The sequence below is a fragment of the Agromyces sp. Root81 genome, assembly GCF_001429165.1.
In the GTDB taxonomy this organism is placed as follows: Bacteria; Actinomycetota; Actinomycetes; order Actinomycetales; family Microbacteriaceae; genus Agromyces.
Window position 1 is genome coordinate 1 of sequence record NZ_LMIR01000002.1, and the last position, 25,315, is coordinate 25,315.

The window sequence follows — 25,315 nt, forward strand, 5'->3', positions numbered from 1 at the left end:
GCCTGGTTCGCCGAGAACCAGCCCGTGACCTCCATCGTGACCTCCACCCGGGCCCTGTTCGCCGGCCAGCCCGTCGGCAGCGACATCTGGATCGCCCTCGCCTGGCTCGTCGGCATCCTCGTGGTCGCCTACTTCTGGGCGATCTCGATCTACCGACGCAAGATCAGCTGAGCCGAATCGGCACCCGCGCAGCGCGCGGAACGCGACGAAGCCGCCCGTCCCCTTCATGGGTGCGGGCGGCTTCGGCGTGCGCTGGAGTTCGTCGTACCACTGAGGAAGGCCCGGAATCATGCGAGAACTTCCGCATGATTCCGGGCCTTCGAGCCACAGTGTGCGACAACAGCCGTTGGTGGAGATGGGGGGAATTGAACCCCCGTCCATCGCTGTGATTCCACGCCTTCTCCGGGCGCAGCCTGTGCAAGCGTTCTGCTCGGCCCCGACCTTTGCCACAGGCGCCTAGGTCGACGGGCCCAGCCTGAATGAAGTCCCGCGTGTCGCTCAGGCGACCACACGCAGCAAGTTCCCTAGATGACGCCAGCTACCGGGGCGGGAACAGACCCGCGGGCTGACGGACTATCGGGCTCGCTTAAGCAGCGAGGGCGAAGTCAGTGCGCTTTGCATTGGCACTTATTGTTTTCCAGAGATCGTTTACGAGATAACCCTGGATCCTCGGCCCGCTTCTCGTGGGTTCGCAGACGATGTCGAAACCGATCATCCCCATGAATCGCCGTGACTGATCGCTCAGCCTGGCGGGCCGTTGTCGCACACTGTGGAGTTTTCAATTGACAGAGTGTCAAACCCCGAGCACCCATCGTTGAAACGGTGAGTACCCGGCCTTACAGTCTAGAACAGGCGCGGCCGCTCCGCCATTCCCGAGCGGATTTCACCTGGAGGTCCATGTGGCTACCGTCATCGCCGTGCGCGGCACCGCCGAAGAACGCATCGCGCCCGAGCTCGGCGCCGTCTCGCTCACGGTGAGCGCCTCGGGTGCCGAACGCGACGCGACCCTTGCGCGCACGACCGAGTCCCGCGACGCGCTCATCGCCGCCGTGCAGGGGCTCGACGACTCCGGTGCACTCGACACCTGGTCCGCCGGACAACTGCACATCTCCTCGCATCGCCCCTGGAACAACGAGGGAAAGCAGTTGCCCGTCGTGCACCAGGTGAACGCCGATGTCGAGGTCGTCTTCACCGACCTCACCAAGCTCGGGGAGTGGGTCAGCGCGGTCTCTGTGAACGGTCGGGTTTCGGTCGGCGGCATCGACTGGCGACTGACGGATGCCACGCGCAAGCGCACGCAGGAGGCCGCTCAGCGCGCGGCCGTGGCCGACGCGGTGACGAAGGCCGCCGTCTATGCCGCGGCGCTCGGGCTCGGCGCACCGTCGCCGGTCGAGCTCGCCGACACCGGCCTGCTCACCGCGCAGCCGGTGCCGCCGGGCGCCCCCGGCGAGCGGATGTTCGCGATGCGGGCGTCGGCCGACATGTCGGGCGGCGGGGGCGGCCCGGCGCAGTTCACGCCGGCGCTGCTCGTGATCGCGGCATCCGTCGAGGCGCGGTTCACCGCCGAGCCGGCCTGAGCCGGCGCCGCGACGGCGCGAAACGCGAACGCTCCGACCGCCGACCGATCAGGCGGGCTCGACGAGCAGGGTCTCGAGCTCGGCGAGTGCGCTGAGCTCGAGCCCCGACGCGAGGAGGTACTCGCGCACCGAACCGTGTTCGCGTTCGACGAGTTCGATGACGTCGTCGAGCGCCTCGCGCGGGCTGCCGCCCAAGAGCGTGCGTAGCGCGGGCGAGTCGGGCACCCCGTAGCCAGCCATGCGCGCGATCATGCCCTCGAGCCAATCGCCGGCGAGGTTCGCCTCGGTCAAGGCGTAATCGGCCACGACGGACTCCCGATCGACGCCGACCGCGAGCAGCGCGAGGGCGATGACGATGCCCGTGCGATCCTTGCCCGCGGTGCAGTGCACGACGACGGCACGGTCGCCGGCGATCGAGATCTCGCGCAGGGCGTCGACCACGACGGAGGTGTGCTGGGTCACGATGCGCTCGTAGAGCGCGTCGAGCGAGATGCCCGCCATGCCCTGGGACGCACCCGAGCCTTCGAAGACCGGCAGCCGCAGCACCTCGACGTCGAGGTCGCCGAGGTCATCGGGCATGGCCGCGACCTCCCTCTCGTCGCGCAGGTCGATGACGATGCCGACGCCGAGGTCGCGGAGCCGTTCCTGGCCGGCCTCACCGAGACGGGCGAGGCCGTCGGACCGGTAGAGCACCCCGTCGCGGACGGTGCCGGTCAGTGCCGGCAGCCCGCCGACATCGCGGAAGTTGTAGGTACCGGGAACCGGAATGCGCGTCGAGGTCTCCATCGTGCCGAGCCTACACGCGCCCGCGGCGCGGGAGCAGGGCCCGGGATCGTGCGCGGAGCGAGCTAGTCGCCGAGGTTCTTCCGGCTCGCCATGGCCCGATCGGCCTCGCGCTTGTCCTGGCGCTCGCGCAGCGCGTGGCGCTTGTCGTACTCCCGCTTGCCCTTCGCGACCGCGATCTCGACCTTCGCGCGCCCGCCCGAGAAGTAGATCTGCAGAGGCACGAGGGTGTAACCGCCCTGGCTCGTGCGGTGGCTGATCTTCACGATCTCCTGCTTGTGCAGCAGGAGCTTGCGCTTGCGCCGCGGTGCGTGGTTGTTCCACGTGCCCTCGGTGTACTCGGGGATGTGCACGGCGTCGAGCCACATCTCGCCGCCCTCGATGAAGGCGTAGCCGTCGACGAGCGACGCGCGACCCTCGCGGAGCGACTTCACCTCGGTGCCGGTGAGCACGAGGCCCGCCTCGTAGGTGTCCTCGATCGTGTAGTCGTGGCGCGCTTTGCGGTTGGTCGCCACGACCTTCTGACCGGTCTCCCTGGGCACGAGCGGCTCCTTGCTTCGATAGCGGATGCCCCGGCGCATCCGGAGCAGCCGTTCAGTCTAGCTGCTGGCGGCCGGGCGTGTCGAAACCCGGTCGATCAGACCTTCAGGTATCTCGTGATCGCGATGCCGGCGGAGACGGCGGCGAGCACGACGCCGACGAGGATCAGCAACGGAACGACGAGGAATGCGTCCGAGAGGTCGACGAACGTGAACGAGAGGTTGTCGGCGAGGTAGCCCTGCACGAAGAAGGCGACGATCGCCACCACTGCGCCGCCCGCGAGGAGCGAGCCGATGAGGCCGGCGAACACCCCCTCGAGCACGAACGGCGTCTGGATGAACCGGTTCGAGGCGCCGACGAGTCGCATGATGCCGAGCTCCCGTCGCCTCGAGAACGCGGAGAGGCGGATCGTCGTCGCAATGAGCAGCGCCGCGGCGACGAGCATGATCGCCGCGACGGCGATCGCGGTGTAACTCGCCGCGTTCAGCACGTCGAAGATCTGGTCGAGGTAGCGTCGTTGGTCGACCACGCCCTCGACGCCCGCCATGCCGGCGAGACTCTCGACGAGCACGGCCGCCTGCGACGGATCGACGAGGTTCACCCAGAAGGTCTCGTTCAGCACCTCGGGGGTCACGTAGTCGGCGGCAGGCGTGCCCTCGAACTGCTCCTGGAAGTTCTCGAAGGCCTGCTCGTGGTCCTCGAAGTAGAACTCGTCGATGTACTTCTCGAGCGTGTCGGAGGAGAGCTGCTCCTCGATGGCCGCCTTCTGCTCCTCCGTCGCCTCGCCGTCAGTGCAGCCCGCGGTGGTCGAGACGCCCGTGCAGAGGTAGACGGCGACCTGCGCCCGGTCGTACCAGTAGTTCTTCATCTGCCCGATCTGCAGCTGCAGCAGGGCCGCTGTGCCGACGAAGGTCAGCGAGATGAACGTGACGAGCACGACGGAGACCACCATCGAGGCGTTGCGGCGAAGGCCGTTCGCCGCCTCGGAGAGCACGAGACCGATCCTCATTTCGTCGGCCCCACTTCCTGGTCGTCGTCGCCTTCCCGGGGGCCTCCCGGTGCCCGGAGGCCGAGTCGTTCGGCGAGCGTCAGATGCTCGGCTGCCGCGGCGGCGGCGGTCTTCTTGGGCTTCAGCTTCTCGGGGTCGACCTGGATCGTGCCGGTGGCGGCGGCCGTGATCTCGGCGGCGGCATCGGTCACGGCGTCGGTCGCCTCGGGCTCGACGTAGAGCGGCTCGGCGTCGCGCATGACCTCTTGGGTGACCTTCGGCGCTGCCGCCGCGGGCGCCGCGGCGGGTTTGGCCGTCTTCACGGGCTTGCCGGGTTTGCCCGGCTTGCCCGGCTCCTGCTCGGGCACGTAGTCGACGTCGCGCACCGTCTGGCCGTCGTAGCCTGCGCTGCGCTCGTCGCGCACGATGTCGCCGGCCGAGAGCTCGATGACCCTTCGGCGCATCTGGTCGACGATGCCGGCCTCGTGGGTCGCCATGATGATCGTGGTGCCGCTCGCGTTGATGCGTTCGAGCAGCGTCATGATGCCCGCGCTCGTCACAGGGTCGAGGTTGCCGGTCGGCTCGTCGGCGAGGAGGATCTGCGGCTTGTTGACGATCGCCCTGGCGATCGCGACGCGCTGCTGCTCACCGCCCGAGAGCTCGTGCGGCATCCGCTTGCCCTTGCCGTCGAGGCCCACGAGCTTCAGCGTCTCGGGCACGGCCGACTGCACGTAGCCGCGCGACTTGCCGATCACTCGCAGCGTGAACGCGACGTTCTCGTAGACCGACTTGTTCGGCAGCAGCCGGAAGTCCTGGAAGACGACGCCGAGGTCGCGCCGGAAGTAGGGCACCTTGCGGCTCGAGATCGAGCCGAGGTCCTGGCCGAGCACGTGGATGGCACCCTTCGACGGCTTCTCCTCTTTGAGGATCAGCCGGAGGAAGCTCGACTTGCCGGAGCCGGAGGCGCCGACGAGGAAGACGAACTCCCCGCGGAGGATCTCGACCCCGATGTCGTTCAGGGCGGGCCTCGCCTGGCCGGGGTAGGTCTTGGTGACGGAGTCGAAACGGATCATCGAAACCGAGCCTATGGAAGGCGGGGGCAAAAGTGGGCAGCGACACCGGAATTCCGGGTCGCCGCCCACTGGATCGGGACGACCGGCTCCTCGAACGGCTCATCGGATCGGGAGATTCGCCCGAACAGCGGATCGCAGGAAGGCGACATGTTCCGAATCGAAGCCGAGCCCGACGAGGACCCGTGGGCACTGCTCAGCCGGCCTCGGCCGGAGGCATCCGCTTCGTTCGCGTGTCTACTCGGTCGGGCGCTTGCGCCACTTGATGCCGGCGGCGATGAAGCCGTCGATGTCGCCGTCGAAGACGTGGCTCGGGTTGCCGACCTCGTACTCGGTGCGCAGATCCTTGACCATCTGGTACGGCGCGAGCACGTACGAGCGCATCTGGTCGCCCCAGCTCGCGGTGATGTTGCCCGCGAGCTCCTTCTTCTGCGCCGCCTCCTGCTCCTTCTGGATGAGGAGGAGCCGCGACTGCAGCACGCGCATCGCGGCCGCACGGTTCTGGATCTGCGACTTCTCGTTCTGCATCGAGACAACCGTGCCGGTCGGGAGGTGCGTGATGCGCACGGCGGAGTCGGTCGTGTTGACCGACTGGCCACCGGGGCCGCTCGAGCGGAAGACGTCGACGCGGATGTCGTTCTCGGGGATCTCGACCTCCTGCGCCTCCTCCATGAGCGGGATGACCTCGACGGCCGCGAAGCTCGTCTGGCGCTTGCCCGCCGCACCGAAGGGGCTCATGCGCACGAGGCGGTGCGTGCCGGCCTCGACGCTCAGGGTGCCGAAGGCGTAGGGCGCGTCGATCTCGAACGTCGCCGACTTGATGCCCGCCTCTTCGGCGTAGCTCGTGTCCATGACGGTCGCCCGGTAGCCGTGCTTCTCGGCCCAGCGCAGGTACATGCGCATGAGCATCTCGGCGAAGTCGGCGGCGTCGACGCCGCCGGCGCCGGCGCGGATGGTGATGACCGCCGGGCGGTCGTCCCACTCGCCGTCGAGCAGCGTCTGCACTTCGAGGTCGCCGATCGCCTTCTGCAGCGACTCGAGCTCGGTGCGCGCCTCGGCCGCACTGTCTTCGTCGCCCATCTCGTTGGCGAGCTCGACGAGCACCTCGAGGTCGTCGAGGCGCGAATCGATCTTCTTGACGCGAGCGAGCTCGGACTGGCGGTGGCTGAGCGCGCTCGTCACCTTCTGGGCGTTCGTCGTGTCGTCCCAGAGATCAGGGGCGCCGGCCTCCTCCGAGAGCCGCACGATGTCGGCTTCGAGGGCGTCGACGTCGACGACGGCACGGATGTCGCGGAAAGTGGAGCGCAGCGCGGCGATCTCCTGCGTGAGGTCAAGATCCAACATGGCTTCCCCAGCCTAGTCGCGCCGAGCGTACAATTCGGTGCAGCGGCGAGACGTCGGGTTCGGCGGCTCCGTCGCAAGGGGGCGAGCATGTCGGGTCACGCGTATCTCACGTTCTTCGCCGATGCACCGGGCGAGTCGTCCGCCGTCGGTCATGAGGGCTGGATCGAACTGCTGACGTGGTCGTGGGGGGTCACAGCCGGCGTGTCGGCCGGGCCCGGCCACGGCGGAAGCACTGGCGGCACCGGCGGCGGCGCGGCTGGTCGGCCCGATCCGTCGGCGCTCCTCTGGTCGCACGCCTTCGACGCGGCATCCGGCAAGCTCTTCGGGCTCGCGGCGTCGGGTCGCCACATCCAGAAGGCCGAGCTCCAGGTCATGCGCACCGGCCACGAGGCGTGGCTCAGCGTGAAGATGCAGGACCTCCTGATCACCTCGGCGCACGTGACGGGCTCGGCGGAGGGCGACGTCGCGCAGGCCGTCGGCATGGAGTTCGGATCCGTACGATTCGAGTACCGGCGGCAGCGGCCCGACGGAGCGCTCGGCACGCCGGCGACGTTCGACTGGGACATCCGCTCCGGCACCGTCGCCACTGCTCCGTGAGGCGGCCGCACTGCAGCCAGCGGGTGACCATGACGGGTGCACGGCGGGTGTAGCGTCGAATCGATGACCGACTCCACGCCCCGATTCTCGTGGCGCGCGGTCATCCTCCCGGTCTACCTGCCGACCCTGGTCTTCTCGCTCGGCGAGGGCGCGATGATCCCGATCGTGCCGCTCGTGGCGAGCGAGCGCGGCGCCTCGCTCGCCCTCGCGGGCCTCATCGCCGCGATGCTCATGGTCGGCGAACTCGCCGGCGACCTCCCCGCCGGATGGCTCGTGGCACGCATCGGCGAACGCAACGCCATGATCGGGGCGGCGATGCTCGCCGTCATCGGCGTGCTCATCGCCATCGTCTCCCCCACGCTGCCCGCGCTCGCCATCGGCGTCTTCCTCCTCGGCCTCGCGACGGCCGTGTTCGGGCTCGCCCGGCACGCGTTCCTCACGAGCTACGTGCCGGTGCGCGTGCGGGCGCGAGCGCTCTCGACGCTCGGCGGCGTGTTCCGCGCCGGCTGGGCGGTCGGCCCCTTCGTCGCCGCCGCGATCATCGCGGCGACGGGCTCGAGCGAGACCGTCTTCTGGGTACTCGTCGTGGCCTGCTTCGCAGTGGTCGGGGTGCTCGTGCTGCTGCCCGACCCCGAGCGGGTGTTCGGTGCGGCGCGGCTCGCGCGCGAGGCATCCGCTTCGACGACGGCGACGGATGCCTCGGGCACGCCGCTCACCGCCGGCGAGGCCGAGGCGGCGGCGGAGTCGTCACCGAGCGTGTTCCGGGCCATCCGCGAGAATCGCGGCGTGCTCGCCCGCATCGGCACCGGAGTCGGGCTGCTCGCCGCGGTGCGCGTGAGCCGCACCGTCGTGCTGCCGCTGTGGTCAGTCTCGATCGGCATGCCGGCCGAGCAGGCGGCCCTCGTGATCGGCATCTCGGGCACGATCGACTTCGCCCTGTTCTACGCGAGCGGCCAGATCATGGACCGCTTCGGGCGGCTCTGGAACGCGATCCCGGGCCTCCTCGGCATGGCCGCGGGGCACATCGCCCTCGCGTTCACGCACGACCTGCCGTCGAACGCGCTCTGGTTCACGGTCATCGCCGTCTGGCTCGGGCTCGCGAACGGCGTGACGAGCGGCATCGTCATGACGCTCGGCGCCGACCTCGCGCCGAAGCAGAATCCGGCACCGTTCCTCGGCGCGTTCCGCATGATCGGCGACGTCGGCGGGGCGGGGGCGCCGCTCATGATCGCGGCCGTGACGTCGATCGCGTCGATCATGGCGGCGAACCTCGTGGTCGGGGCGCTCGGTCTCGTCGGCGCCGCGATGCTGTGGCGCTGGATCCCGCGCTACGTGCCGCATCGGCGCTGCTGAGGGTTGGGCCGGGGTCGTCAGGCGGAGCGCGTCAGGCCGAGGTCGTCGTGAGCGTGGCCACGATGATGATGAGCTGGAAGACGAGCACGAAGCCGCCGACGGCGACCGCACCGATCCACAGCCACCCGGCCACGAGCGTGGGGTCGTTCTTCACCTCACGCCGCCCGCGCAGCCCGAGCACCACGGCGAGCGCCGACAGCGGCACCGACGCGATCGCGGGGGTCAGTAGGGCCGCGGCGGCGAGTACGACCGCGATGATCGCGGTCCACGCGTACCGGCGACCGTCGGCCCGGCCCGGCGCCGATCCGCCGCCGGATCCGGTCATCGCCCGTTGACCTTCTCGATCTGCATGACGAGCACGACCCGGTCGGCACTGTCGTCGGGCGCCTGCTCGTCGGGGTTACCGTAGCGCTGCCCGAGGCGCACGTACATCGCACCCTCGGGGTCGGGCACGACGTCGGCGAGGCGGCCCCGCACCTCGACGTACTTGAACGGGTTCTCGGGGTCGGTCATCGAGAGCGTCATGCGGGGGTTCGCCTGAAGGTTGCGGAACTTCGCGCGCGTCGTGGTGTGGGTGAAGCGGATCGTCTGCGCCTCGGGGTCGAACTCGAACCACATGGGGTTCATCTGCACCTCGCCGTTCGGGCGCACGGTGCCGAGGTGCGCGTACACCGGTGCGGAGAGAATGCGGCTGAAGTGGTCTGAGATCTCGACGGTCATGCTCCCAGTCAATCGCACGGTGCCGGTTCGGCGGTACTCTGCGCGGTGCAAATGCTCAGCGAACCGCTTGGTTATTCGATATAACTCTAGTAGTATCGCAGTCGTGATTCCTCCGTCGCCGACACGCGGCGGAAGATGCGCACCTCCACGGCGATGTGCGCCAAACCGCCGGGGCAGGCAGGCTTCGCCTGCCCCGGCGTCCACGCTCGATCCTTCCGCCGAAGGCTGCCGCTCGTCGTATTCCCCGGCGAGTAGCGTGACCGGATGGAGCCGATCCAACGCGTCACGCCGCCGACCCTGGACGTGCTCGGAGTGCTCGTCGAATCGGCGTCGCCGATGTGGGGCCCGCAGGTCATCAAGGACTCGGGTCGCGACCCCGGGACGGTCTACCCGATCCTCGAGCGTCTCGAACGGCTCGGGTGGTTGACCTCCGACTGGCCCGCGGAGCCAGAGCGCACCGCCCCCGCCGCCACGACTACGAGCTGACCGTCGATGGCCGGAAGGCCGCGGTCCAGCTGCTGTCCGGGCGCCAGCCTCCAGCGGGTGCCGATGAACCATCGAAGCCGACGAAGACCACCTACATCATCGACCCGGCGACCGGGGCGATCATCGGCACCGAGTAGTCCGCCGGCGGGGCGATCATCGGCGCGCCGTCATCGCCCTGGTCGACAGCCCAACGGAGTTCACCCTCGTGCCGGGAGTGCGCGAAGCGCAATCGCCTGGCTGGTGGCGAAGAGCGCGATGTCGATGGCGACAGCCAGGACCGCTCCGACGATCAGCACCGCTGTCGCAGTTGCCGAGATGAACCCGACCGCGATGGCGGCGAGCACGTTGGCGATCATGACCAGGCCGAGCGCGCGACGCAGGGGCAGGCGGGAGAGCATCCAGAGCACCCCTCCGGCCCACACGACCACCGCAACTCCCGAGGCGGCGATCACGAGCGGGGGCAGCGCGACCCCGTGGGCTATCTGGCCGGCACCGAGCGCCACCGCCGTTCCCAGCGCGGCGCAGTACGCGGCATCGAGGCGCAGGCTCCACCGGCCGAACGTGTCACCGTTGATCCGTCGCATCATCGCCCCTTCGGTCATCGTGTCTTAGTGGAAGTCATCGTGTCCTAGTGGAACACGGAACGTGCGGTCGCCGTCACCTCGATCGGCACCGACAACGGCAGCAACTCGGTGTGGATCGGCGCGTACCATACGGCACGCATCGTCACCGTGGCGCTCTGACCGTCATCGGATGCCGCGCGCACGATCTCGACGTCGTGCAGCTCATGCACCGCTGATGAGAGGTAGGCGCCCGCAGCCTGCCCCACCTCGGCTGAGTCGAGTTCGAGCGAGAGACGGTCGCCCTCGACCTGCACGGTGTCGACGCTCCAGGCCTCGGCCGCGGCGAGCGCGGCACCATCGGCGAGCGTGAAGAGGCGCTTGCGTTCGAGGTAGAGCGACGTCGCCGACACCACGACGAGCACGAGCGTGAGCCCGAGCACGCAGTAGAAGATCGTGAGCAGCAGCGTCGAGCCCTGCTCGTCGCCGTCGATTCGGGCGCGCACCCGGCGCATCACGGCCCGCTCCCGGCCACATCGCGCCCGGCCGCGAACCGCGACACCGTCTGGGTCGCACTCGCTTCGAGCGGCACACTCGCCGCCTGATGGAGCGCGAGCACGTCGGGCACGAGCGGCAGCGTCACGCTCGCGGAGACGGAGACGGTCACGCGCTCCCCCGGGGCGAGGCAGTCGCCCGACGGCGAGCACGAAACGGTGACGGATGCCGCGTCGGCATCGACCCCGTAATCGTCGAGCGCGACCTGCACGGCGCGCTCCACCGCGGCATCCGCTGCCCCCGCATCGACCGCCTGCACGGCGACCCTCGCCGCCTGCCGTGCCGCGCCCTCGACGGCGAGCGCGCCGCCCTGAATCGCCGACATGGCGAGCACGAGGTAGACGAGCGGCACGAGCAGGATCATGCCGACCGTCAGGAACTCGAGCGAGGCCGAGCCCTCGTCAGTCGACAGTCTCGAGCGCAGCATGCCCGGTCACCTCCAGCGCGCGGTCGACGCCGAGGAGCCCCACGACGGGGAGCGGCGCCCGCACCGTCACGGAGACCATGGCGATGCCGTCGATGGCGATGATGCCGGACTCGATGTCGGCGGCGTAGTCGGCCGACACTGCCGAGCTGATGAGTTCTCGCGTACGCGCGATGCCCGCCCCCTCGCTCGATCCGGCGAGCGCGGCGTACCGTGCGCCCTCCGCCGCGGCGTCGAGCACGGTGTTGCGCACATGGAGTGCGAGCGCGAGCTGGATCACGGCGAGGGCGAGGACCGTCAGCAGGATGCTCACGAGCGTGAACTCCGCGACCGCCGAACCCCGTTCCTCACGCGCGAGCGCCGTGAGTCTCGCGACCCACGGGCCGGCGCCGCCGCTCTGCCGGCTCAGACGCCGAGCACCCGGTTGATCGCCTGGTCGAAGACGCCCGACAGGGCGGGGCCCGCGAGGCCCCAGATGACGATCACCAAACCTGCGGTCATGAGCGTGATCAGCACCCAGCCGGGAACGTCGCCGCGTTCGTCGTCGAACCGCCGCTTGATCGAGTTGCGCATGTGAATCCCTTTCGTCGGAGCACGGAGCCGTGCGTTCGGTGTGGTCGCGAGCCATCAGAAGCCCGCCTGCAGCACGAGGTATCCGGGGAACAAGGCGAACGCGATGGTCACCGGGAGGATCAGGAAGATCAGCGGAACGAGCATCGCGACCTCTTTGCGTCCCGCCTGCTCGATGATCGTGCGCTTGGCCTCCTCGCGGGCGTCTCCGGCCTGAGATCGCAGCACGGAGGCGAGGGGTGCGCCGCGCTCGAGGGCTCCGAGCACCTGGTCGAGCGCGCGGGTGAGCGCCGGATGATCGAGCTCGTCGCGGAGTCGGGCGAGCGCCTGCCCGAGCGGAACGCCGGTGCCGACGGATGCCACGGCCGCGGCGAACTCGGTCGGCAGCACGCCCGACCCAGCCCCCAGGCCCGCCACCCGCCGGATCGCGTCGAGCATGCCCTCCCCGGCGGTGAGGCTCAGGGTCAGGAACTCGAGCACCGTCGGCAACTCGGCCGAAATTCGCGCGAGTCGGCGCCGGGCCGCTCGCTGCAGCATCCAGTCGCGCATGACCGCGCCGAGCACCGCCGCGAGGAACGGCATGGCGACGCGGACGACCATCGGGAGTGCGCCGAACGACGGGGCGAGGATCGCCATCGCCGACGCGACGGCGAAGGCCCCGGCACTCCACGCGAGCTGCTCGCCGCGGAAACGCTCGACCGATGCGGTGGACCCCGCCTGCCGGAGGCGCCGTGCGATCGTGTCCGCTCCGCCCAGCCATTCCGAGACGACCGTGCGAACGGCCCGCCCGATCGGCCTGGCGAACAGGCCGAGCACCGGCGTCGGGTCGGCAGGCCGGTGCGCGAGCAGGGAGCGCGCTTCAGCCGAGATGTCGGCGACATAGGGCGCCACCCGCTCGAGGAGCCTCGGGCGGCCGATGCGCGGCACGGTCGAGATGACGAGCCACAGTCCGAGCCCGAGTACCGCACCGAAGACGAGCCCGAGTGCCGGCGTGCTGTTCAATGAAACCATCGGCGCTCCTCGGGAAGGCGGCCGAGCGCGACCATCGCCTGGTAGGCCACGATCGTCACCACCACGCCGGCGATGATCAGGGCGGCGCCGGCCGCGGAGTCGTACGCGACGATCGCCTCGGGACGCGATGCGAGCACCACGAGCAGCAGCCACGGCGCCGCGACGCCGAGACGCGCCGCGGCGCGGATCCACGATTGCCTGGCGACGACCTCGGCGCGAAGGGCCGCGTCTTCGCGGAGGTAGCCGGAGAGTCCCCGCAGCACCGCCGTCACGTCACTGCCACCGACCTCTCGCGCCATGCGCAGAGTCTCGAGGATGCGGTCGGCGACAGGGTCCGCGAGCGTGCCCTTCAAGCGATCGAGACACGCGCCGAAGTTGCCCGTGCGCCGGTACTCGTCATCGAACGCCGCGAATGCGGTTCTCGTCGATGACGGCCCGAGCTCGGCCAGCGCCCCCAGGCTGTCGGGCAGGGACATTCCGGCCCGCACGGACGAGACGAGGTGGTCGACCACATCGGGCCAGACGGCGCGATTGGCGGCCCGGCGACGGGTGGCGCGGGCGTGTACGAGGAGCGGCACGAGCGCGGCGCCCAGCACGGTCGCCACGATCGTGAGCACGGGAACCATGAAGACCGCCTGCGCGATCGCTCCCGCCACGAGCGCGAGGAACGCGGCGACGATCACGATGACCGCGATCGGCACCCCGGAGAGGCCCGCGAGCGCGAGCTCGTCGCGCACCCGACCAGTCATTGCGCCGCGGCGGCCGTCAGGTTCGGCCTTCGCAGGCCAGAGGAGCGGCGAGACGGTCAGCAGCACGCCGAGCCCGAGCAGCGCGCCCAGCACGAGACCGCTGCTCATCGTGCCGCCGCCGCGAGCACGATGTCGGGATCGAGTCCGACGGCACGGTACTTCTCGAGTCGCGCAGGGGCCGTGCCTGTGCCGACCAGCTCACCCGCGCGAGTCACGAAGATCGCTTCCGCATCGACAGCCGATCCGGTCCATCCGCCCGTCGGTGCCGCGATCTCTGCGACCCGCCGATGCCCGTCGCGATCGATGGCGAGGTGCACCACGAGGTCGATGCAGCTCGCGACCGTCGGCACGACGAAGGCGGAGTCGATGTTGCGGCCGGCGAGGAGCGGCAGCGTGCAGAGCTTCGCGAGCGCGTCGCGCGCGGAGTTGGCGTGGATGGTGCACATCCCGGGCAGCCCCGAGTTGAGCGCGATGAGCAGGTCGAGACTCTCGGCCTCACGCACCTCGCCGACGATGAGGCGGTCGGGGCGCATGCGAAGGGACTCTTTGATGAGGCGGCGCAGCGTGATCTCGCCGGTGCCCTCGAGGCTCGGCTGACGGCACTGCAGGGCCACGAGGTCGCGCACGTCGACGTCGAGCTCGAAGGTCTCCTCGACCGTGACCACGCGGTCGCCGGCGCGTCCGCCCGAGATGAGCGCGTTGAGCATCGTGGTCTTGCCCGTGTGGGTCGCGCCCGACACGAGGATGTTCGCGCCGGCGAGCACGCTCATGCGCAGGAACTCCGACGCGTGCGGGGTGAGCGAACCGAGCTCGATGAGCTGAGAGAGCGACCGGATACGGCGCTGGAACTTGCGGACGTTGACCGACCAGTGAGAGCGAGCCACGTCGGGAATGGCCACGTGCAGTCGCGACCCGTCGGGCAGCGTGGCGTCGACGAACGGCGACGAGAGGTCGACGCGCCGGCCCGAGTGCTGCAGCATCCGCTCGACGAGCTCGCGCACCTCGCGGTCCGAGAGCACGACCGTCGTCAGCTCCGCGACCCCGCGTCGCGCGACGAAGACCTTCGTCGGCGCGTTGATCCAGATCTCCTCGACCTCCGGGTCCTCGAAATACGGCTGCAGCTGCCCGTAGCCGGTGATCGAGGCGACGACCTCGCGCGTCGCGGCGGCCTCGTCGCCGAGCTGGGCGTGCGCCCCCGAGAGTGCGCGCTCGCTGTAGCGACGCACCTCTTCGTGGGCGTACCTGGCAGCAGCCGACTCGTCGCGCGTGAGATCGACGCCGTCACGCAGCACCCGCGTGCGCACGCGGTCGGCGATGGTGCGCACGGGGTCGGTCATAGCACCCATCATGCGCGGCAGCGGATGCCTCGCTCCGAAGTTATCCACAGGGCCCGTCTGCTCGCGGCGCTCGACGGGCGCACCTAATCCGTTGCCGGCTACCCGCCCACTGGACTCGACTTATTCGAAATGGAGGCCGCACCCCGGCAACGCGTTCTGGTGGGCAGTCTTGACGGATGACCACTCGGCCCTCCGGCGGGAAGCTTCATCGCAGGAGCCGCGATCTCCGTGTGAACTTCGCGAGATGAGAACGGCTCATCTCACCGCCGGTGGGTTCATACACGGTGCGGGCCTGTTGAGGGCATTTGTCGCGATTCCATCGGCGCGGTCTGCAGCAGCCGGTTACGTCACGAGATCCCGGCTCACGGCGTCCCTCGTGGCCGTCGGGCCGCGGTGGCTCGCGATGTCGGGCGCATCGCGTTGTTACCGCAGTCCGTTTTTGCGTTTCGCTTCTTTGTACTGCTGGTTCAGTACATAGTCACGCTTCTCCCTCTGCCTGGCATCTTCGCGCGAAGCAGCAGAAGCCGCACGCTCACGTCGTTCGATCTCGCGCTGCTTCGCCAGTTCTGCGGCTTGGCGTGCTTTCGCCTCGGACTTCGCCTTCTTCGCCACACGCTTTCGCTCCACGTTGGCAGCGACCACTTCACCGACCCCGTCGATGGCCAGCTTGGAACTGAACGAAGTCCCGTTTCCTGCCCACGCCGCTGACAAGTTCTCGACCGCCGACGCCGCGACAGGGAGCGCTCCTGAGGTACGGAGAATTGACGCAAACGACGAACCTGCTTCGACGACTTTGCGAGCGTACTCGGCACGCGCCCCATCAAACGATGCCTCTTGGGCGCGACGCCATTCCGTGTGTTGATCGGCGGTGAGTTGAGGCTCATGCCCGACCGACTTCACAAGCAGTTCCCATCTGTCTCCGAGGTGAGCTGCCCATGCACGTTGGGTCTTCTCGTTCGAGCTTCCGTACGTCGCCTCGAAGTACTGCCAGAACGCAGCACCGCTCTGTTGATCGAAACTATCGATCAGCTTTCGGTCGGGCTCGAATCCCAGTGAGCGCTCCCATACGGCTCGACGCGCGGCATACCACTCGGGGAATACATCTTCGCCGTACACGAGATGCGGAGAATCAAGGGACACGGGAAACCGCACTGGTTCGACCATCTGCCATCACCCCTCAGTCGAGAATCAGTACCCCCACCATACTTAACGCCGAGAACGTATGGACCGGCGACTCATTCGCTCCTTGACCGGTGGTGGCGCAAGGCCCCAGCCCGTTGGCGATGGCTCATGGGAAATCAGCTGGACCTGCGACCTCGGCAACGAGTGGTGGTCGAGCAACGTGGGCTGCGGGAAGGCTGTAGCACGAAGCTCAGCGCGCAGACCGCATGAACAATCAGCATGCATCGTCCGTCTGCCCCCTTCCATTCCATCGCGGACGTGCACCGAACGGGTCGAGTGGGTGGTCTTCGAGCACGCAATTTCCTGCCAGTCGCAACTCATCCGACTCGTCGTACCAGCGTCGTGGCAACCCCATCCGAGAAATCCGGCTGAGATCAACGACATGCTCGCGGCGTTCCAGCAGGAACAGCCCGCGCTCGGCGGACCGGTGCCGCGAACAGTCGAGCGACGCATGTTTCTGGGATTGTGCGGTTCGACGCACCGCAGCTCACCTCAGCTGGGAGCCGACCATTCCGCTCGGTCCGGCCCACCTGCTCACTAGACTCGGCTCACTCGAAATGGAGGACCGATGAGCATTTCACTCGACTCGGACGTCGCCCGCGCGGCAATTGCGAAGCGCGATCTCGTCGTCGATCTCGCCCGTGTGGCGTGCGTGCTGCTCGTGGTCGTCATCCACCTGCTCATGATCGGCGTCGGCATCGGACCCGACGGGGCGATCATCGCCTCGCGCCCGCTCGAGGCGCAGCCCTGGTTCGCAGCCGCGACCTGGGCGGGGCAGATCATGCCGCTGTTCTTCGCCCTCGGCGGCTTCACGGCCCTGACGGCGTGGCGCAGCCTCGAGCGACGCGGCGGCGACCAGGTCGATTTCGTGCGCGGCCGCGTGCTGCGGCTGGCCCGCCCCGCACTTCCGCTGTTCGTCTTCTTCTCGATCGCGCTCGGCGCCGCGACGATGCTCGGCGTCGACCCCACCCTCCTCGAGATCGTGGCAACGGGCGCCGGCAGCCCGCTCTGGTTCATCGCCGCGTTCGTGCTCGCACAGGTGTTCGCCCCGACGATGGTGCGGCTGCATGCAATCGCTCCCGCGCGAACCATGCTCGTGCTCTTCACTTGTGCCGTGCTGGTCGATGCCGTCCGCGTCGCCACCGGCATCGTCGAGATCGGCCTCCTGAACCTCGTCTTCGTCTGGTTCTTCGTGCAGCAGCTCGGCTTCTGGTTCGCCGACGGCTGGTTCCGTGACCGACGACGTTGGCAGCTGATCGTCCTCGTCGTGGTCCCCTACCCGCTGATCGGCGGACTCGTGGCGGCGGGCTGGTACTCCCCCGACATGCTCGTGAACCTCAACCCGCCGACGGTGCCGCTCGCACTGCTCGGCATCGCCCAGGTGAGCCTGCTCGCGCTGCTGCACCGTCCGCTCACCGCGCTCATGCGGCGATCGTGGATGCAGGCGGCCGTGCTCCTCGTCGGCAGCCGCGCCATGACGATCTACCTCTGGCACCTGCCGGTGATCATCGCCGTGTCGGGCCTCGCCCTGCTGGTGCCGGTGCTCTCTCCGATCCCGGGCAGTGCCGCGTGGTGGGCGACCAGGCCGATCGTGCTCGTCGTCGTGCTCGCGATCGTGATGCTCATCGCCATGCCGCTCTCACGGTTCGAGACGGCATCGACGGCACTGCACGACGGCTTCCGCCGCCCGAGCGCCCTCGCCACCTGGACCGCCGCCGCGCTCACCTTCCTGCCTGCGGCCGCCGTCATGCAGTACTTCCTCGACCTGCCGATCGCCTTGTTCGGCGCTGCCTCGCTCACCATCGCACAGTTGCTGCTCCGAGGGCGGCGCGCCCGAAACGCCTAGACTGGTCGGGCACTCGCGGGAGTGGTGAAATCGGCAGACACGCAGGATTTAGGTTCCTGTGCCTTCGGGCGTGTGGGTTCAAGTCCCACCTTCCGCACGCGGCTACGTGACGCAACGGCGCGAAATCCTGTCCAAGCGACAGCGGTCGCGCTAGCGTCGAATCACAGACGCCTCAGGAGGAACGCATCATGACCGATTTCGTCGACCCGCTCGAAGAGCCCCTGAGCCTCGACCGCGACCCCAACCGCCCCGACTCCCTGCCGACCGAGATCGACGAGGAGTGGGTCGAGTACGACGCCGACGGCAACGAGATCAAGAAGGACGACACCTCGGCCTGAGCGGTCGACCGGCGGCACCGGCGCCGGTCACACCGACGGCGGCCCCGCCGTGATGCGCGCACGCGCCGACGCCTCGATGCGTTCGGCGGGCACCGACCAGTCGGACTCGAGCCACCACGTCGCCCCCGCATCGGCCCAAGGCCGCACGATGGCGGCGTCGGCCGCGGCATCCGTCCCGCTCGTCGTGCCTTCCTGGATCACGTCGAACGGTCGGTCGACGACCCCCAGCTCGGCGCGCTCGGCGAGGATCCAGGCCAGCGCCTCGGCCGCGATCTCAGGCGTGAAGAGCCGGGTCTGCTCCTCGGCGCTCGACGGTGACGCGCCCGGCGGCGCGTAGTTGGGGATCCATCCGTCGTACCGTGCGACCCGGCGCATCGACTTCATGCGCGGCCAGAGCCCCACGACCCATGTGGGAATGCGCGGCTCCTGCACGATCGCCGGCGGCAGCATCGAGTCGGTGCGCTTCGCCCGGTAGTGCTGCCCCTCGAATTCGAACGGCTCGGCCTTCCACATCTGCTGCATGAGCTCGAGCGACTCGTCGAGCAGCTCGGCGCGCTCCCTGCGCCCGGGGTCGTCTTCGAACGTCCAGAATCGCGGCTCGGCCTCCGAGACACCGAGCCCCGCCGAGAGGATGACGCGGCCGCCCGAGAGCCGATCGACCGTCATGGTCTGCCCGGCGAGCTCCCACGGCCGCCGCCGCGGCACCGGCGTGAGCATCGTGCCCAGCTTGATGCGGTCGGTGACCATCGCGGCCGCCCCGAGCGTCGCCCAGGGGTCGGTCGCCCAGATGCCCTCCCAGACGAAGAAGCCGTCCCACCCGGATGCCTCGGCGAGCCCAGCGAGCTCGACCGCGAGGTTCGGATCACTGCCCGTGTAGATGAATCCGTATCGCATTCGGTCGAATCTACGGCCACCCGCCGACATCCGTTCGCGTCCTCGTGCGACGAACCCCGAGCGCCGTTCAGCTTCTCCCCCTAGGATGTAAGGCAAACCTAACCTCACCGAAGGGTCGCCCCATGACGATCGCCCCCACCGCCCCGGCTCGCACCGACGCCGAGCCCCTCGACGTCGCCGCCCTCGTGCGCGCGGCCTCCGCCGACGACCACAAGGCCGCCGAATCGCGCGGCTACATCGTGCAGCTCATGGGCGGCGAACTCTCGCTCGAGGAGTACACGCGCTACCTCGCGCAGTTCGGCTGGGTGTACGAGGCCCTCGAAGAGCGCGGCAGTCGCGAGGGCGACCCGGCCGTGTTCGACCCCGAGCTCGCCCGCATGGCCGCGATCGAGGCCGACCTCGTCGCGCTCGGCGCCGCCGACTGGCGCACCGCGCACCCGCCGCTGCCGGCGACCGCCCAGTACGCCGCCCACCTGCGGTCGGTCTCCGACGACGACGTCCGCTACCTGGCGCACCACTACACGCGCTACCTCGGCGACCTCTCGGGCGGTCAGGCCATCGCCCGGCTCGTGGCACGCCACTACGGCGCGACCCCCGAGCAGCTGAGCTTCTACCGGTTCGAGATCGCCGAAGACGGGGTCGTGCGCTACAAGCGCGGCTACCGCGAGGCGATGAACGACCTCGCGCTCGCGCCCGAGCAGGTCGACGCGCTCATCGCCGAGGTCCGCACCTCGTTCCGCATGAACAGTGCGATCTTCGAGGCGCTCTCCGCCTGAACGCGTCCGACCGGTGCGCCCGCCGCCTCATGACGCCGGCTCACTCCACGGAGTGAGCCGGCGTCATACTCCAGGCGGATGCCGCGCGCACTCCCCGTCGGTAGACTGCATCCACACCACGCCGCCTGCCGACCGGCATTCGCCGTGCCCGACGACCACAGGAGATCCCCAGTGATCCACACCTCACTCATCCCGTGGCTCGACCCTGAGACGATCATCTCCGGAGCTGGGCCGTGGGCACTCGTCGTCGTCTGCGCCATCGTGTTCGCCGAAACGGGCCTGCTCGTCGGATTCCTGCTCCCCGGCGACACGCTGCTCGTGATCTCGGGCCTGCTCACCCACACCTCGCTCGTCTTCGGCGTCGACATCTGGTGGGTGTGCCTCGCGATCGGCGTCGCAGCATTCATCGGCGGTGAGGTCGGCTACCTGATCGGCCACAAGTTCGGACCACGCGTCTTCGAACGCAAGGAATCCGGCCTGTTCAGCGTCAAGAACGTCGAGCGCACGAACGCCTTCTTCGAGCGCTTCGGTGCGCTCGCGATCATCCTCGCCCGCTTCGTTCCGATCGTGCGCACGTTCGCCCCCGTCGCCGCGGGCGTCGGGCACATGAACTACAAGAAGTACACGCTCTACAACCTCGTCGGCGCGCTCATCTGGGGCGCGGGCCTCACCTACTTCGGCTACCTCATCGGCTACATCCCGCCGATCGCGGACTTCGTGCAGGAGTACATCGACGTCATCCTCCTCGGCGCCGTCGTCCTCACGCTCATCCCGACGCTCTGGCACTACTTCGCCTCTGCACGCAAGGCGAAGCAGGCCGAGGCCGCCGGCGCCGACGTCATCACCGACGAGGAAGAGGCGGCTCACCTCGTGCTCGACCCCGAGGTCTTCGAGCGCGGCCCCGAGGAGCGCTAGGTATCCAGCTCGATCGCTCGCTCGATCGCACGATCGCGAGCTACCCGACCCCGGGGCGCCGCTGTCAGCGCTGGTACATGACGATCGTCGACCGGTTCGTTTCGAACTCGCTCACTGCGGCGAATCCGTGCGCCCCCAGAATGAACGGCGCCCCGCGGAGCTCCCCCGTCGCGGGCGATCCCGCCGTGACGAGCCACAGCCGGTCGATCCCGTCGAGCCGCGACCCGATCTGGTTGAAACCGACCGTGATGTCGGAGAAGCCCCCCGTCGTCTTGAACGAGCGGACGAACGCGACGTCCGTCGTGTTCGCGAACGCGGCCGGATAGCCTGAGAGCGCCAGCCGCGGCTGCGTATTGCCGACGTTGGAGTCCTCCAGGAACACCCCGTCGCCCAGCTCGGCGTGTCGCTGGATGTAGTCGGCGATCTGGGCGAGATCGCTTCCATCGTTCTTGGCCAGGGGCGTGCGCTGGGCGAGATAGCCCGGCGCGCACGCAAGCGCAAGCGCAGCCACCAGCAGCCATGCCACCGGCTTCCAGGGGGTGATCGTGAAGGCGAGCGCGAGCAGCACGGCGACCGCCGGCACTGCGAAGGACAGGTAGCGGGGTGTGAACACCGAGCCGACCGCGGCATCCGCCATCAACAGCATGAGCAAGGGGATGAAGAACCAGGCCAGTGCGAGGCCGAGCAGGCGGCGCCGAGCGGGCGAGAGGCGACGAGCGAAGCACAGGGCCAGCACGAGGGCGACCACACTCGCGCCGGCCGCAACGTCCCGGGACAGTTGGAAGGCGGGCTCCGTGAGAATCCCCCACAGATCTCGGCCGGGCTGGTAGGCGATCCAGGAGATCTGCTTCTTCTGACGGAGACCCTCCTGGATCAGCGGGAGCGTGGACAGAACGGCGAGCACGGCAGCCGCCAGCCAGGAGAGGACGACTCGGCGCTGGCGATGGCGGCGCCAGAGGTAGAACCCGTGGACCAGGATCAGGAGCAGGGAATACAGGAAGACCGCGGCCCCGACGATGAGCATGGCAGCGTAGGCCAACCACCAGCGACGGCGCCCGCCGCGTAGCGCAACCAGCAAGACGACCGTGGTCCACACGGCGACCGCTGCACTCACGGCATAGGAGCGTGCCTCCGCCCCGATGAAGGTGACGTGCGGCAGCATCGCGAAGACCGCACCGGAGATGACCGCGACGTGCATGCTCGTGAACATCGATACCAGCACGACCAGGCCGGCGGCCGCCGCGCCGATGGCCAGTGCGGAGAGGGAGCGGGTGGCCAGCTCTGACTCGCCGAAGAGACCGATCCACACCTTCATCAGCGAGTAGTAGCTGAGGTGGACGACATCGACGTACTCGGTGAAGGTGAACAGCTCCCTCCAGCTGAGCCGGGCAGCCATCACTGTGGCGACCTCATCGAACCAGTACGAGGGAACCCACGATCCGGCGAGAGAGACGGTGAACGCGACGAAGCCGACAACGCTCGCCCCGCGGTACCGCCGAACCGGGAAAGGAGTCCTCCGGCGCTGCAACTTCTCCGGTGCGATCGACGCTGTGTCCACGAGGCCCTCCCTCAGATCTCCTGCGAGGGTACCGGCAACTCGTTTGGCGAAGTTCTTGCAGATCGTGTTCCAGTTCCCGAAGTGCTCGGGGATGTCGCGCCACGGCACCCCAGGCGCCGTCAGGGATGCTGCGGCTGCTCCCGTTCGGCCCGGCCGGCCGGCTCGAGCTGGAAGGTCGAGTGCTCGACGTCGAAGTGCTCGCTGAGACATCCGCCGAGTTCGTCGAGCAGTTCGCCCGTGCGGCCCGTGGCGAAGACCTCGGGCTCGACCTCGACGTGCGCGCTGAAGACGTGCGAGCCCGAGGTGATCGCCCACACGTGCACGTCGTGCACCGCGACCACGCCGTTCGTTCGCAGGATGTGCGCACGGATCTCGGCGACGTCGGTGTCGGCCGGCGCCGACTCGAAGAGCACCCGCGCCACGTCGCGGAGCAGCGACAGCGCTCGCGGCACGATCAGGGCCGCGATCGCCAGCGATGCGATGGGGTCGGCTGCGTCCCAGCCGGTGAAGACGATGACGAGTGCGGCGACGATGACGAGGGCCGAGCCGATGAGGTCGCCGAGAACTTCGAGGTAGGCGCCACGGAGGTTGATCGAGTCCTTCGCGCCGCCCCGCAGCACGAGCATCGCCGCGACGTTCGCGACGAGACCGATGGCCGCGACCACGAGCATCGGCACGCCCTGCACCTCGTGGGCTTCGCCCTCGGCGCCGGTCATGAGACGGCCCACGGCGCTGATTGCGACCGAGACCGCGACGACCACGAGGATGACGCCGTTCACGAGTGCGCCGAACACCTCGGCCCGCCGGTATCCGTAGGTCTGGCGGTCGGTCGCGGGCCGAGCCGCGACGAACGCGGCCACGAGGGCGACGACGAGCCCGATGAGGTCGCTCGTCATGTGCCCGGCGTCGGCGAGGAGTGCGAGCGAACCGCTGAAGACGGCGCCGATCACCTGCACGACGAGGAAGGCGCCGATGATCGCGATGGCGATCCAGAGGCGGGTGCGGTTCGCGGTCGCTGCGTGGTCGTGATCGTGTGCCATGTCACGTCCAGCGTATGCCGGGAACGGGCGATCGGCCCTAGATAGGAATGAGTCGCGTTCTCAGCCCTGCCACGTGGCCGCCGCCCCTCCGCCCGTCCGCTCAGCCGAGCCCCGTGCGGAACCCCTCCCGCCAGCTCGGCCAGGTGGGAGTCCACCCGAGTTCGCGCTTCGCCTTCGCATTCGATGCGCCTCGCGCCTTCGTCATCATCGAGACGCCGTGTTCGCCGATGAGCGGCTTCGCGACCCATGCCGGCACGTGCATCGGCGGCTTCGCGCCGATGGCCTCGGCGAGCGCCGGCAACCACTCCGAGACCGGCGCCGGCTCGTCGTCGACGATGTTGTACACGCCGGCAGCACCGCGGAGCACGGCCGCGGCGGTCGCCGACGCCGCGTCGTCGGTGTGGCAGAACGAGGTGACCCCCGTGCCGCTTCCCACCAGTGGGAGCCTGCCGGCCTCGAGCATCGTCACCATCTCGCCGCCTCGTCCGAGCGCCTGCCCGGGGCCGTACAGCGCCCCGTAGCGCAGGGCGAGTCCGCCGACACCGGTCGTCGCCTCCTCGACGTACCGGATCGCGGCGAGCGACTCCTTCGAGGCATCCGTCGGAGTGGGGTCGAGCGGGTCCTCCTCGGTCTTCACCGCACCGCCGGTGCGTTCGTACGGCCAGCCCGCGTAGCTCTGCGCGATGAATCGCACGTCGCCCACCTCAGCAGCCGCAGCCAGCAGATGATCGGTGCCCCGCGTGCGCAGCTCGTTCGTCGTGGCGAAGGTGCGATCGAAGTGCTTGAGGTCCGAAACGCCGCCCCCGAGCGCGGTCAGTTCGTGCACGATCACCTCGGGCCGGGCCGCGAGCACCGCGGCCCGAACGGATGCCGCGTCGAGCCCGTCCATCACGAGGCCATGAGCTCCGGCCGCATCGATCGCCGCCACCCGCTCCCGCTTGGTCGTCGTGCCGAACACCTCGTGACCGTCGGCCAGAAGCTGCGGCACGAGCTTCGTTCCGATGGCGCCCGTGGCGCCTGCGATGAGTACACGCATCTCGGTCTCCTTCTCTCTCACCACCTCCGACGAGGCTGCCCCCGCATCTGTGACACCGCAACCTCACGTGTGCCATCCTCGAACAATGGCGATCACCGGCGAGACGCAGGACGCACTTCGACCGCTCATGTTCTCCATCGCGTACCGCATGCTCGGGAGCGTCGTCGAGGCGGAGGACGTCGTGCAGGACGCCTACCTGCGCCTGCAGGAACGCCAGGTGGCCGGCGAGGAGATCCGCAATCCCGACGCCTTCGCCGTCACGGTCACGACGAGGCTCGCCATCGACGTGCTGCGCTCGGCGCGACACAACCGCGAGGTCTACGTCGGCCCATGGATGCCGGAGCCCCTGCCCGATGACGACTCGGATCCCGCACATCGCATCGAACGCGACGAGACGCTCTCGGTCGCCTTCCTCGCCGTGCTCGAACGGCTCGGTCCCGTGGAGCGGGCCGTGTTCCTCCTTCGGGAGGTGTTCGCCTACGACTACGGGGCGATCAGCGAGGTCGTCGATCGCGACGAGGCGGCCTGCCGTCAGATCATGCACCGGGCAAAGGCCCGCATCGCCGAGCGGCGGCCACGGTTCGACGGCATCGACGAACGCGACTCGGCACTCGCCGACGCGTTCTTCGCCGCGCTCGAGGCGGGCGACGTCGACGGTCTCGTCGACCGCCTGGCCGACGACGTTGTGTTCTACGGCGACGGCGGCGGCAAGGCGCCCGCCATCCAGCACCCCATGCACGGCGCGGTCGCCGTGGCGCGCTTCCTCGCCGGACTCGTCCGGCGAGGAAGCCGGGTCGGCGTGCGATTCGACCAACGTTCGGTGAACGGCGCGCCCGCGCTGTGGGTGCGAGCCCCTGACGGCGCACTGCTGAGCGTGCTCATGGTGGAGTTCGCCGACGGCTCGGCACAGGTCATCGCGAACCAGCTGAACCCCGAGAAGCTCGTGCACCTCGGACCGGTCGGCGATACGTTCGCCCTCTTCGGCGGCAGGGCCGAGGCCTGAGGAGGCGCACCCTCCGGTCCGCCCGCAGGAACTGACGGGGCGCGGCGGCCCGAGGCATCCGCT

At 69.1% G+C, this 25,315-nt stretch carries 29 protein-coding genes, 1 tRNA gene, 1 other RNA gene and 1 pseudogene; 11 read left to right on the forward strand and 21 right to left on the reverse strand.

The window, feature by feature from the left end; all coding sequences use genetic code 11:
• Positions 1-171 (forward strand): annotated as a pseudogene (locus tag ASE14_RS05025) (ABC transporter permease); the annotation flags it as partial.
• 176 nt (positions 172-347) lie between these two features.
• Here ASE14_RS05025 and ssrA read toward each other — a convergent pair.
• Positions 348-719: a transfer-messenger RNA gene (ssrA, locus tag ASE14_RS19920) on the reverse strand.
• Positions 720-899: 180 nt separating this feature from the next.
• Between ssrA and ASE14_RS05030 the strand changes: the two genes are divergently transcribed.
• Entirely contained in the window at positions 900-1,577 is a 678-nt protein-coding gene (locus ASE14_RS05030) for an SIMPL domain-containing protein (RefSeq protein WP_056651810.1), read from the forward strand.
• Positions 1,578-1,625: 48 nt separating this feature from the next.
• Here the strand turns inward: ASE14_RS05030 and ASE14_RS05035 are convergent, their stop codons facing one another.
• From ASE14_RS05035 to prfB, 5 genes are all read right to left on the reverse strand, one after another.
• Entirely contained in the window at positions 1,626-2,363 is a 738-nt protein-coding gene (locus ASE14_RS05035) for a tyrosine-protein phosphatase (protein ID WP_056651812.1), read from the reverse strand.
• Positions 2,364-2,425: 62 nt separating this feature from the next.
• Positions 2,426-2,902 (reverse strand): SsrA-binding protein SmpB, encoded by a 477-nt coding sequence (gene smpB, locus ASE14_RS05040; RefSeq protein WP_056655819.1) that lies wholly within the window; start codon positions 2,900-2,902, stop codon positions 2,426-2,428.
• A 95-nt stretch (positions 2,903-2,997) separates the two neighbouring features.
• On the reverse strand, positions 2,998-3,909 hold the full coding sequence (ftsX, locus tag ASE14_RS05045; protein WP_056651815.1) for a permease-like cell division protein FtsX: 912 nt from the start codon (positions 3,907-3,909) through the stop codon (positions 2,998-3,000).
• Entirely contained in the window at positions 3,906-4,961 is a 1,056-nt protein-coding gene (gene ftsE, locus ASE14_RS05050) for a cell division ATP-binding protein FtsE (protein ID WP_056651819.1), read from the reverse strand. The genes ftsX and ftsE overlap by 4 nt, the downstream gene beginning before the upstream one ends.
• A gap of 234 nt (positions 4,962-5,195) precedes the next feature.
• Positions 5,196-6,302 carry a peptide chain release factor 2 gene (gene prfB, locus ASE14_RS05055; RefSeq protein WP_056651822.1) on the reverse strand — a complete coding sequence of 369 codons (1,107 nt, stop codon included), beginning with the start codon at positions 6,300-6,302 and terminating at the stop codon, positions 5,196-5,198.
• 87 nt (positions 6,303-6,389) lie between these two features.
• On the opposite strand from prfB, the gene ASE14_RS05060 reads away from it, so the two are divergent.
• Positions 6,390-6,899, forward strand: coding sequence for a type VI secretion system tube protein Hcp (locus ASE14_RS05060; protein ID WP_056651825.1), 510 nt, complete (start codon positions 6,390-6,392; stop codon positions 6,897-6,899).
• Positions 6,900-6,962: 63 nt separating this feature from the next.
• A complete protein-coding gene (locus tag ASE14_RS05065) occupies positions 6,963-8,252 on the forward strand; it encodes an MFS transporter (RefSeq protein ID WP_056651828.1) in 1,290 nt (429 codons plus the stop codon).
• Between the two features lie 31 nt (positions 8,253-8,283).
• On the opposite strand, the gene ASE14_RS05070 is transcribed toward ASE14_RS05065, so the two are convergent.
• Together ASE14_RS05070 and ASE14_RS05075 are read right to left on the reverse strand one after the other, a co-directional pair.
• Positions 8,284-8,577: a hypothetical protein gene (locus ASE14_RS05070; RefSeq protein WP_056651830.1), complete on the reverse strand. Its 294-nt coding sequence runs from the start codon at positions 8,575-8,577 to the stop codon at positions 8,284-8,286.
• Complete coding sequence (locus ASE14_RS05075; protein WP_056651832.1) at positions 8,574-8,972, reverse strand: PPOX class F420-dependent oxidoreductase; 399 nt, start codon at positions 8,970-8,972, stop codon at positions 8,574-8,576. The genes ASE14_RS05070 and ASE14_RS05075 overlap by 4 nt, the downstream gene beginning before the upstream one ends.
• A gap of 264 nt (positions 8,973-9,236) precedes the next feature.
• On the opposite strand from ASE14_RS05075, the gene ASE14_RS05080 reads away from it, so the two are divergent.
• Entirely contained in the window at positions 9,237-9,458 is a 222-nt protein-coding gene (locus tag ASE14_RS05080) for a PadR family transcriptional regulator (RefSeq protein ID WP_056651835.1), read from the forward strand.
• A gap of 197 nt (positions 9,459-9,655) precedes the next feature.
• Here the strand turns inward: ASE14_RS05080 and ASE14_RS05085 are convergent, their stop codons facing one another.
• The 9 genes from ASE14_RS05085 to ASE14_RS20350 form a co-directional block, all read right to left on the reverse strand.
• Positions 9,656-10,060, reverse strand: a complete 405-nt coding sequence (locus tag ASE14_RS05085; RefSeq protein WP_056651837.1) for a hypothetical protein — start codon at positions 10,058-10,060, stop codon at positions 9,656-9,658.
• 26 nt (positions 10,061-10,086) lie between these two features.
• Complete coding sequence (locus ASE14_RS05090) at positions 10,087-10,524, reverse strand: pilus assembly protein TadG-related protein (protein ID WP_162257700.1); 438 nt, start codon at positions 10,522-10,524, stop codon at positions 10,087-10,089.
• An 8-nt stretch (positions 10,525-10,532) separates the two neighbouring features.
• Positions 10,533-11,000 carry a hypothetical protein gene (locus ASE14_RS05095; protein WP_056651843.1) on the reverse strand — a complete coding sequence of 156 codons (468 nt, stop codon included), beginning with the start codon at positions 10,998-11,000 and terminating at the stop codon, positions 10,533-10,535.
• Entirely contained in the window at positions 10,975-11,406 is a 432-nt protein-coding gene (locus tag ASE14_RS05100; protein WP_056655822.1) for a TadE/TadG family type IV pilus assembly protein, read from the reverse strand. Before ASE14_RS05100 ends, ASE14_RS05095 begins: the two co-directional genes overlap by 26 nt.
• The gene (locus tag ASE14_RS20900) at positions 11,403-11,570 is read right to left on the reverse strand and encodes a hypothetical protein (RefSeq protein WP_200953277.1); all 168 of its coding nucleotides are present in this window, start codon (positions 11,568-11,570) and stop codon (positions 11,403-11,405) included. Before ASE14_RS20900 ends, ASE14_RS05100 begins: the two co-directional genes overlap by 4 nt.
• 54 nt (positions 11,571-11,624) lie before the next feature.
• Positions 11,625-12,578, reverse strand: coding sequence for a type II secretion system F family protein (locus ASE14_RS05105; protein WP_082600190.1), 954 nt, complete (start codon positions 12,576-12,578; stop codon positions 11,625-11,627).
• Complete coding sequence (locus tag ASE14_RS05110; RefSeq protein WP_056651849.1) at positions 12,566-13,435, reverse strand: type II secretion system F family protein; 870 nt, start codon at positions 13,433-13,435, stop codon at positions 12,566-12,568. The genes ASE14_RS05105 and ASE14_RS05110 overlap by 13 nt, the downstream gene beginning before the upstream one ends.
• A complete protein-coding gene (locus ASE14_RS05115) occupies positions 13,432-14,664 on the reverse strand; it encodes a CpaF family protein (protein ID WP_082600193.1) in 1,233 nt (410 codons plus the stop codon). Before ASE14_RS05115 ends, ASE14_RS05110 begins: the two co-directional genes overlap by 4 nt.
• Before the next feature lie 423 nt (positions 14,665-15,087).
• A complete protein-coding gene (locus ASE14_RS20350) occupies positions 15,088-15,828 on the reverse strand; it encodes a hypothetical protein (protein ID WP_157372823.1) in 741 nt (246 codons plus the stop codon).
• A 586-nt stretch (positions 15,829-16,414) separates the two neighbouring features.
• Between ASE14_RS20350 and ASE14_RS05120 the strand changes: the two genes are divergently transcribed.
• From ASE14_RS05120 to ASE14_RS20355, 3 genes are all read left to right on the forward strand, one after another.
• Positions 16,415-17,692: an acyltransferase gene (locus ASE14_RS05120; protein WP_056651854.1), complete on the forward strand. Its 1,278-nt coding sequence runs from the start codon at positions 16,415-16,417 to the stop codon at positions 17,690-17,692.
• Positions 17,693-17,707: 15 nt separating this feature from the next.
• A tRNA-Leu gene (locus ASE14_RS05125) sits at positions 17,708-17,789 on the forward strand.
• A gap of 91 nt (positions 17,790-17,880) precedes the next feature.
• Positions 17,881-18,030, forward strand: a complete 150-nt coding sequence (locus ASE14_RS20355; protein ID WP_157372824.1) for a hypothetical protein — start codon at positions 17,881-17,883, stop codon at positions 18,028-18,030.
• 27 nt (positions 18,031-18,057) lie between these two features.
• Here the strand turns inward: ASE14_RS20355 and ASE14_RS05130 are convergent, their stop codons facing one another.
• Positions 18,058-18,924: an LLM class flavin-dependent oxidoreductase gene (locus tag ASE14_RS05130; protein WP_056651857.1), complete on the reverse strand. Its 867-nt coding sequence runs from the start codon at positions 18,922-18,924 to the stop codon at positions 18,058-18,060.
• A gap of 122 nt (positions 18,925-19,046) precedes the next feature.
• Here ASE14_RS05130 and ASE14_RS05135 point away from each other — a divergent pair, with 122 nt between their 5' ends.
• The gene (locus ASE14_RS05135; RefSeq protein WP_056651860.1) at positions 19,047-19,700 is read left to right on the forward strand and encodes a heme oxygenase (biliverdin-producing); all 654 of its coding nucleotides are present in this window, start codon (positions 19,047-19,049) and stop codon (positions 19,698-19,700) included.
• Between the two features lie 174 nt (positions 19,701-19,874).
• Positions 19,875-20,615: a DedA family protein gene (locus ASE14_RS05140; protein WP_235511398.1), complete on the forward strand. Its 741-nt coding sequence runs from the start codon at positions 19,875-19,877 to the stop codon at positions 20,613-20,615.
• Positions 20,616-20,679: 64 nt separating this feature from the next.
• On the opposite strand, the gene ASE14_RS05145 is transcribed toward ASE14_RS05140, so the two are convergent.
• From ASE14_RS05145 to ASE14_RS05155, 3 genes are all read right to left on the reverse strand, one after another.
• Positions 20,680-22,173: a hypothetical protein gene (locus tag ASE14_RS05145; protein ID WP_162257701.1), complete on the reverse strand. Its 1,494-nt coding sequence runs from the start codon at positions 22,171-22,173 to the stop codon at positions 20,680-20,682.
• Positions 22,174-22,292: 119 nt separating this feature from the next.
• Positions 22,293-23,213 carry a cation diffusion facilitator family transporter gene (locus tag ASE14_RS05150; protein WP_056651872.1) on the reverse strand — a complete coding sequence of 307 codons (921 nt, stop codon included), beginning with the start codon at positions 23,211-23,213 and terminating at the stop codon, positions 22,293-22,295.
• 100 nt (positions 23,214-23,313) lie between these two features.
• Positions 23,314-24,249, reverse strand: coding sequence for an NAD(P)-dependent oxidoreductase (locus ASE14_RS05155; protein ID WP_056655824.1), 936 nt, complete (start codon positions 24,247-24,249; stop codon positions 23,314-23,316).
• An 85-nt stretch (positions 24,250-24,334) separates the two neighbouring features.
• Here ASE14_RS05155 and ASE14_RS05160 point away from each other — a divergent pair, with 85 nt between their 5' ends.
• A complete protein-coding gene (locus ASE14_RS05160; RefSeq protein WP_056651875.1) occupies positions 24,335-25,252 on the forward strand; it encodes an RNA polymerase sigma-70 factor in 918 nt (305 codons plus the stop codon).
• Positions 25,253-25,315 lie beyond the last annotated feature (63 nt).

Bases quoted from the DNA above. Each gene is read 5' to 3' on its own strand.
- ASE14_RS05035 (WP_056651812.1), bottom strand. From the start codon at position 2,363: ATGGAGACCTCGACGCGCATTCCGGTTCCCGGTACCTACAACTTCCGC.
- ftsX (WP_056651815.1), bottom strand. From the start codon at position 3,909: ATGAGGATCGGTCTCGTGCTCTCCGAGGCGGCGAACGGCCTTCGCCGC.
- ftsE (WP_056651819.1), bottom strand. From the start codon at position 4,961: ATGATCCGTTTCGACTCCGTCACCAAGACCTACCCCGGCCAGGCGAGG.
- prfB (WP_056651822.1), bottom strand. From the start codon at position 6,302: ATGTTGGATCTTGACCTCACGCAGGAGATCGCCGCGCTGCGCTCCACT.
- ASE14_RS05060 (WP_056651825.1), top strand. From the start codon at position 6,390: ATGTCGGGTCACGCGTATCTCACGTTCTTCGCCGATGCACCGGGCGAG.
- ASE14_RS05065 (WP_056651828.1), top strand. From the start codon at position 6,963: ATGACCGACTCCACGCCCCGATTCTCGTGGCGCGCGGTCATCCTCCCG.
- ASE14_RS05070 (WP_056651830.1), bottom strand. From the start codon at position 8,577: ATGACCGGATCCGGCGGCGGATCGGCGCCGGGCCGGGCCGACGGTCGC.
- ASE14_RS05075 (WP_056651832.1), bottom strand. From the start codon at position 8,972: ATGACCGTCGAGATCTCAGACCACTTCAGCCGCATTCTCTCCGCACCG.
- ASE14_RS05080 (WP_056651835.1), top strand. From the start codon at position 9,237: ATGGAGCCGATCCAACGCGTCACGCCGCCGACCCTGGACGTGCTCGGA.
- ASE14_RS05085 (WP_056651837.1), bottom strand. From the start codon at position 10,060: ATGACCGAAGGGGCGATGATGCGACGGATCAACGGTGACACGTTCGGC.
- ASE14_RS05095 (WP_056651843.1), bottom strand. From the start codon at position 11,000: ATGCTGCGCTCGAGACTGTCGACTGACGAGGGCTCGGCCTCGCTCGAG.
- ASE14_RS20900 (WP_200953277.1), bottom strand. From the start codon at position 11,570: ATGCGCAACTCGATCAAGCGGCGGTTCGACGACGAACGCGGCGACGTT.
- ASE14_RS05105 (WP_082600190.1), bottom strand. From the start codon at position 12,578: ATGGTTTCATTGAACAGCACGCCGGCACTCGGGCTCGTCTTCGGTGCG.
- ASE14_RS05110 (WP_056651849.1), bottom strand. From the start codon at position 13,435: ATGAGCAGCGGTCTCGTGCTGGGCGCGCTGCTCGGGCTCGGCGTGCTG.
- ASE14_RS05115 (WP_082600193.1), bottom strand. From the start codon at position 14,664: ATGACCGACCCCGTGCGCACCATCGCCGACCGCGTGCGCACGCGGGTG.
- ASE14_RS20350 (WP_157372823.1), bottom strand. From the start codon at position 15,828: ATGGTCGAACCAGTGCGGTTTCCCGTGTCCCTTGATTCTCCGCATCTC.
- ASE14_RS05120 (WP_056651854.1), top strand. From the start codon at position 16,415: ATGAGCATTTCACTCGACTCGGACGTCGCCCGCGCGGCAATTGCGAAG.
- ASE14_RS20355 (WP_157372824.1), top strand. From the start codon at position 17,881: ATGACCGATTTCGTCGACCCGCTCGAAGAGCCCCTGAGCCTCGACCGC.
- ASE14_RS05130 (WP_056651857.1), bottom strand. From the start codon at position 18,924: ATGCGATACGGATTCATCTACACGGGCAGTGATCCGAACCTCGCGGTC.
- ASE14_RS05135 (WP_056651860.1), top strand. From the start codon at position 19,047: ATGACGATCGCCCCCACCGCCCCGGCTCGCACCGACGCCGAGCCCCTC.
- ASE14_RS05150 (WP_056651872.1), bottom strand. From the start codon at position 23,213: ATGGCACACGATCACGACCACGCAGCGACCGCGAACCGCACCCGCCTC.
- ASE14_RS05155 (WP_056655824.1), bottom strand. From the start codon at position 24,249: ATGCGTGTACTCATCGCAGGCGCCACGGGCGCCATCGGAACGAAGCTC.
- ASE14_RS05160 (WP_056651875.1), top strand. From the start codon at position 24,335: ATGGCGATCACCGGCGAGACGCAGGACGCACTTCGACCGCTCATGTTC.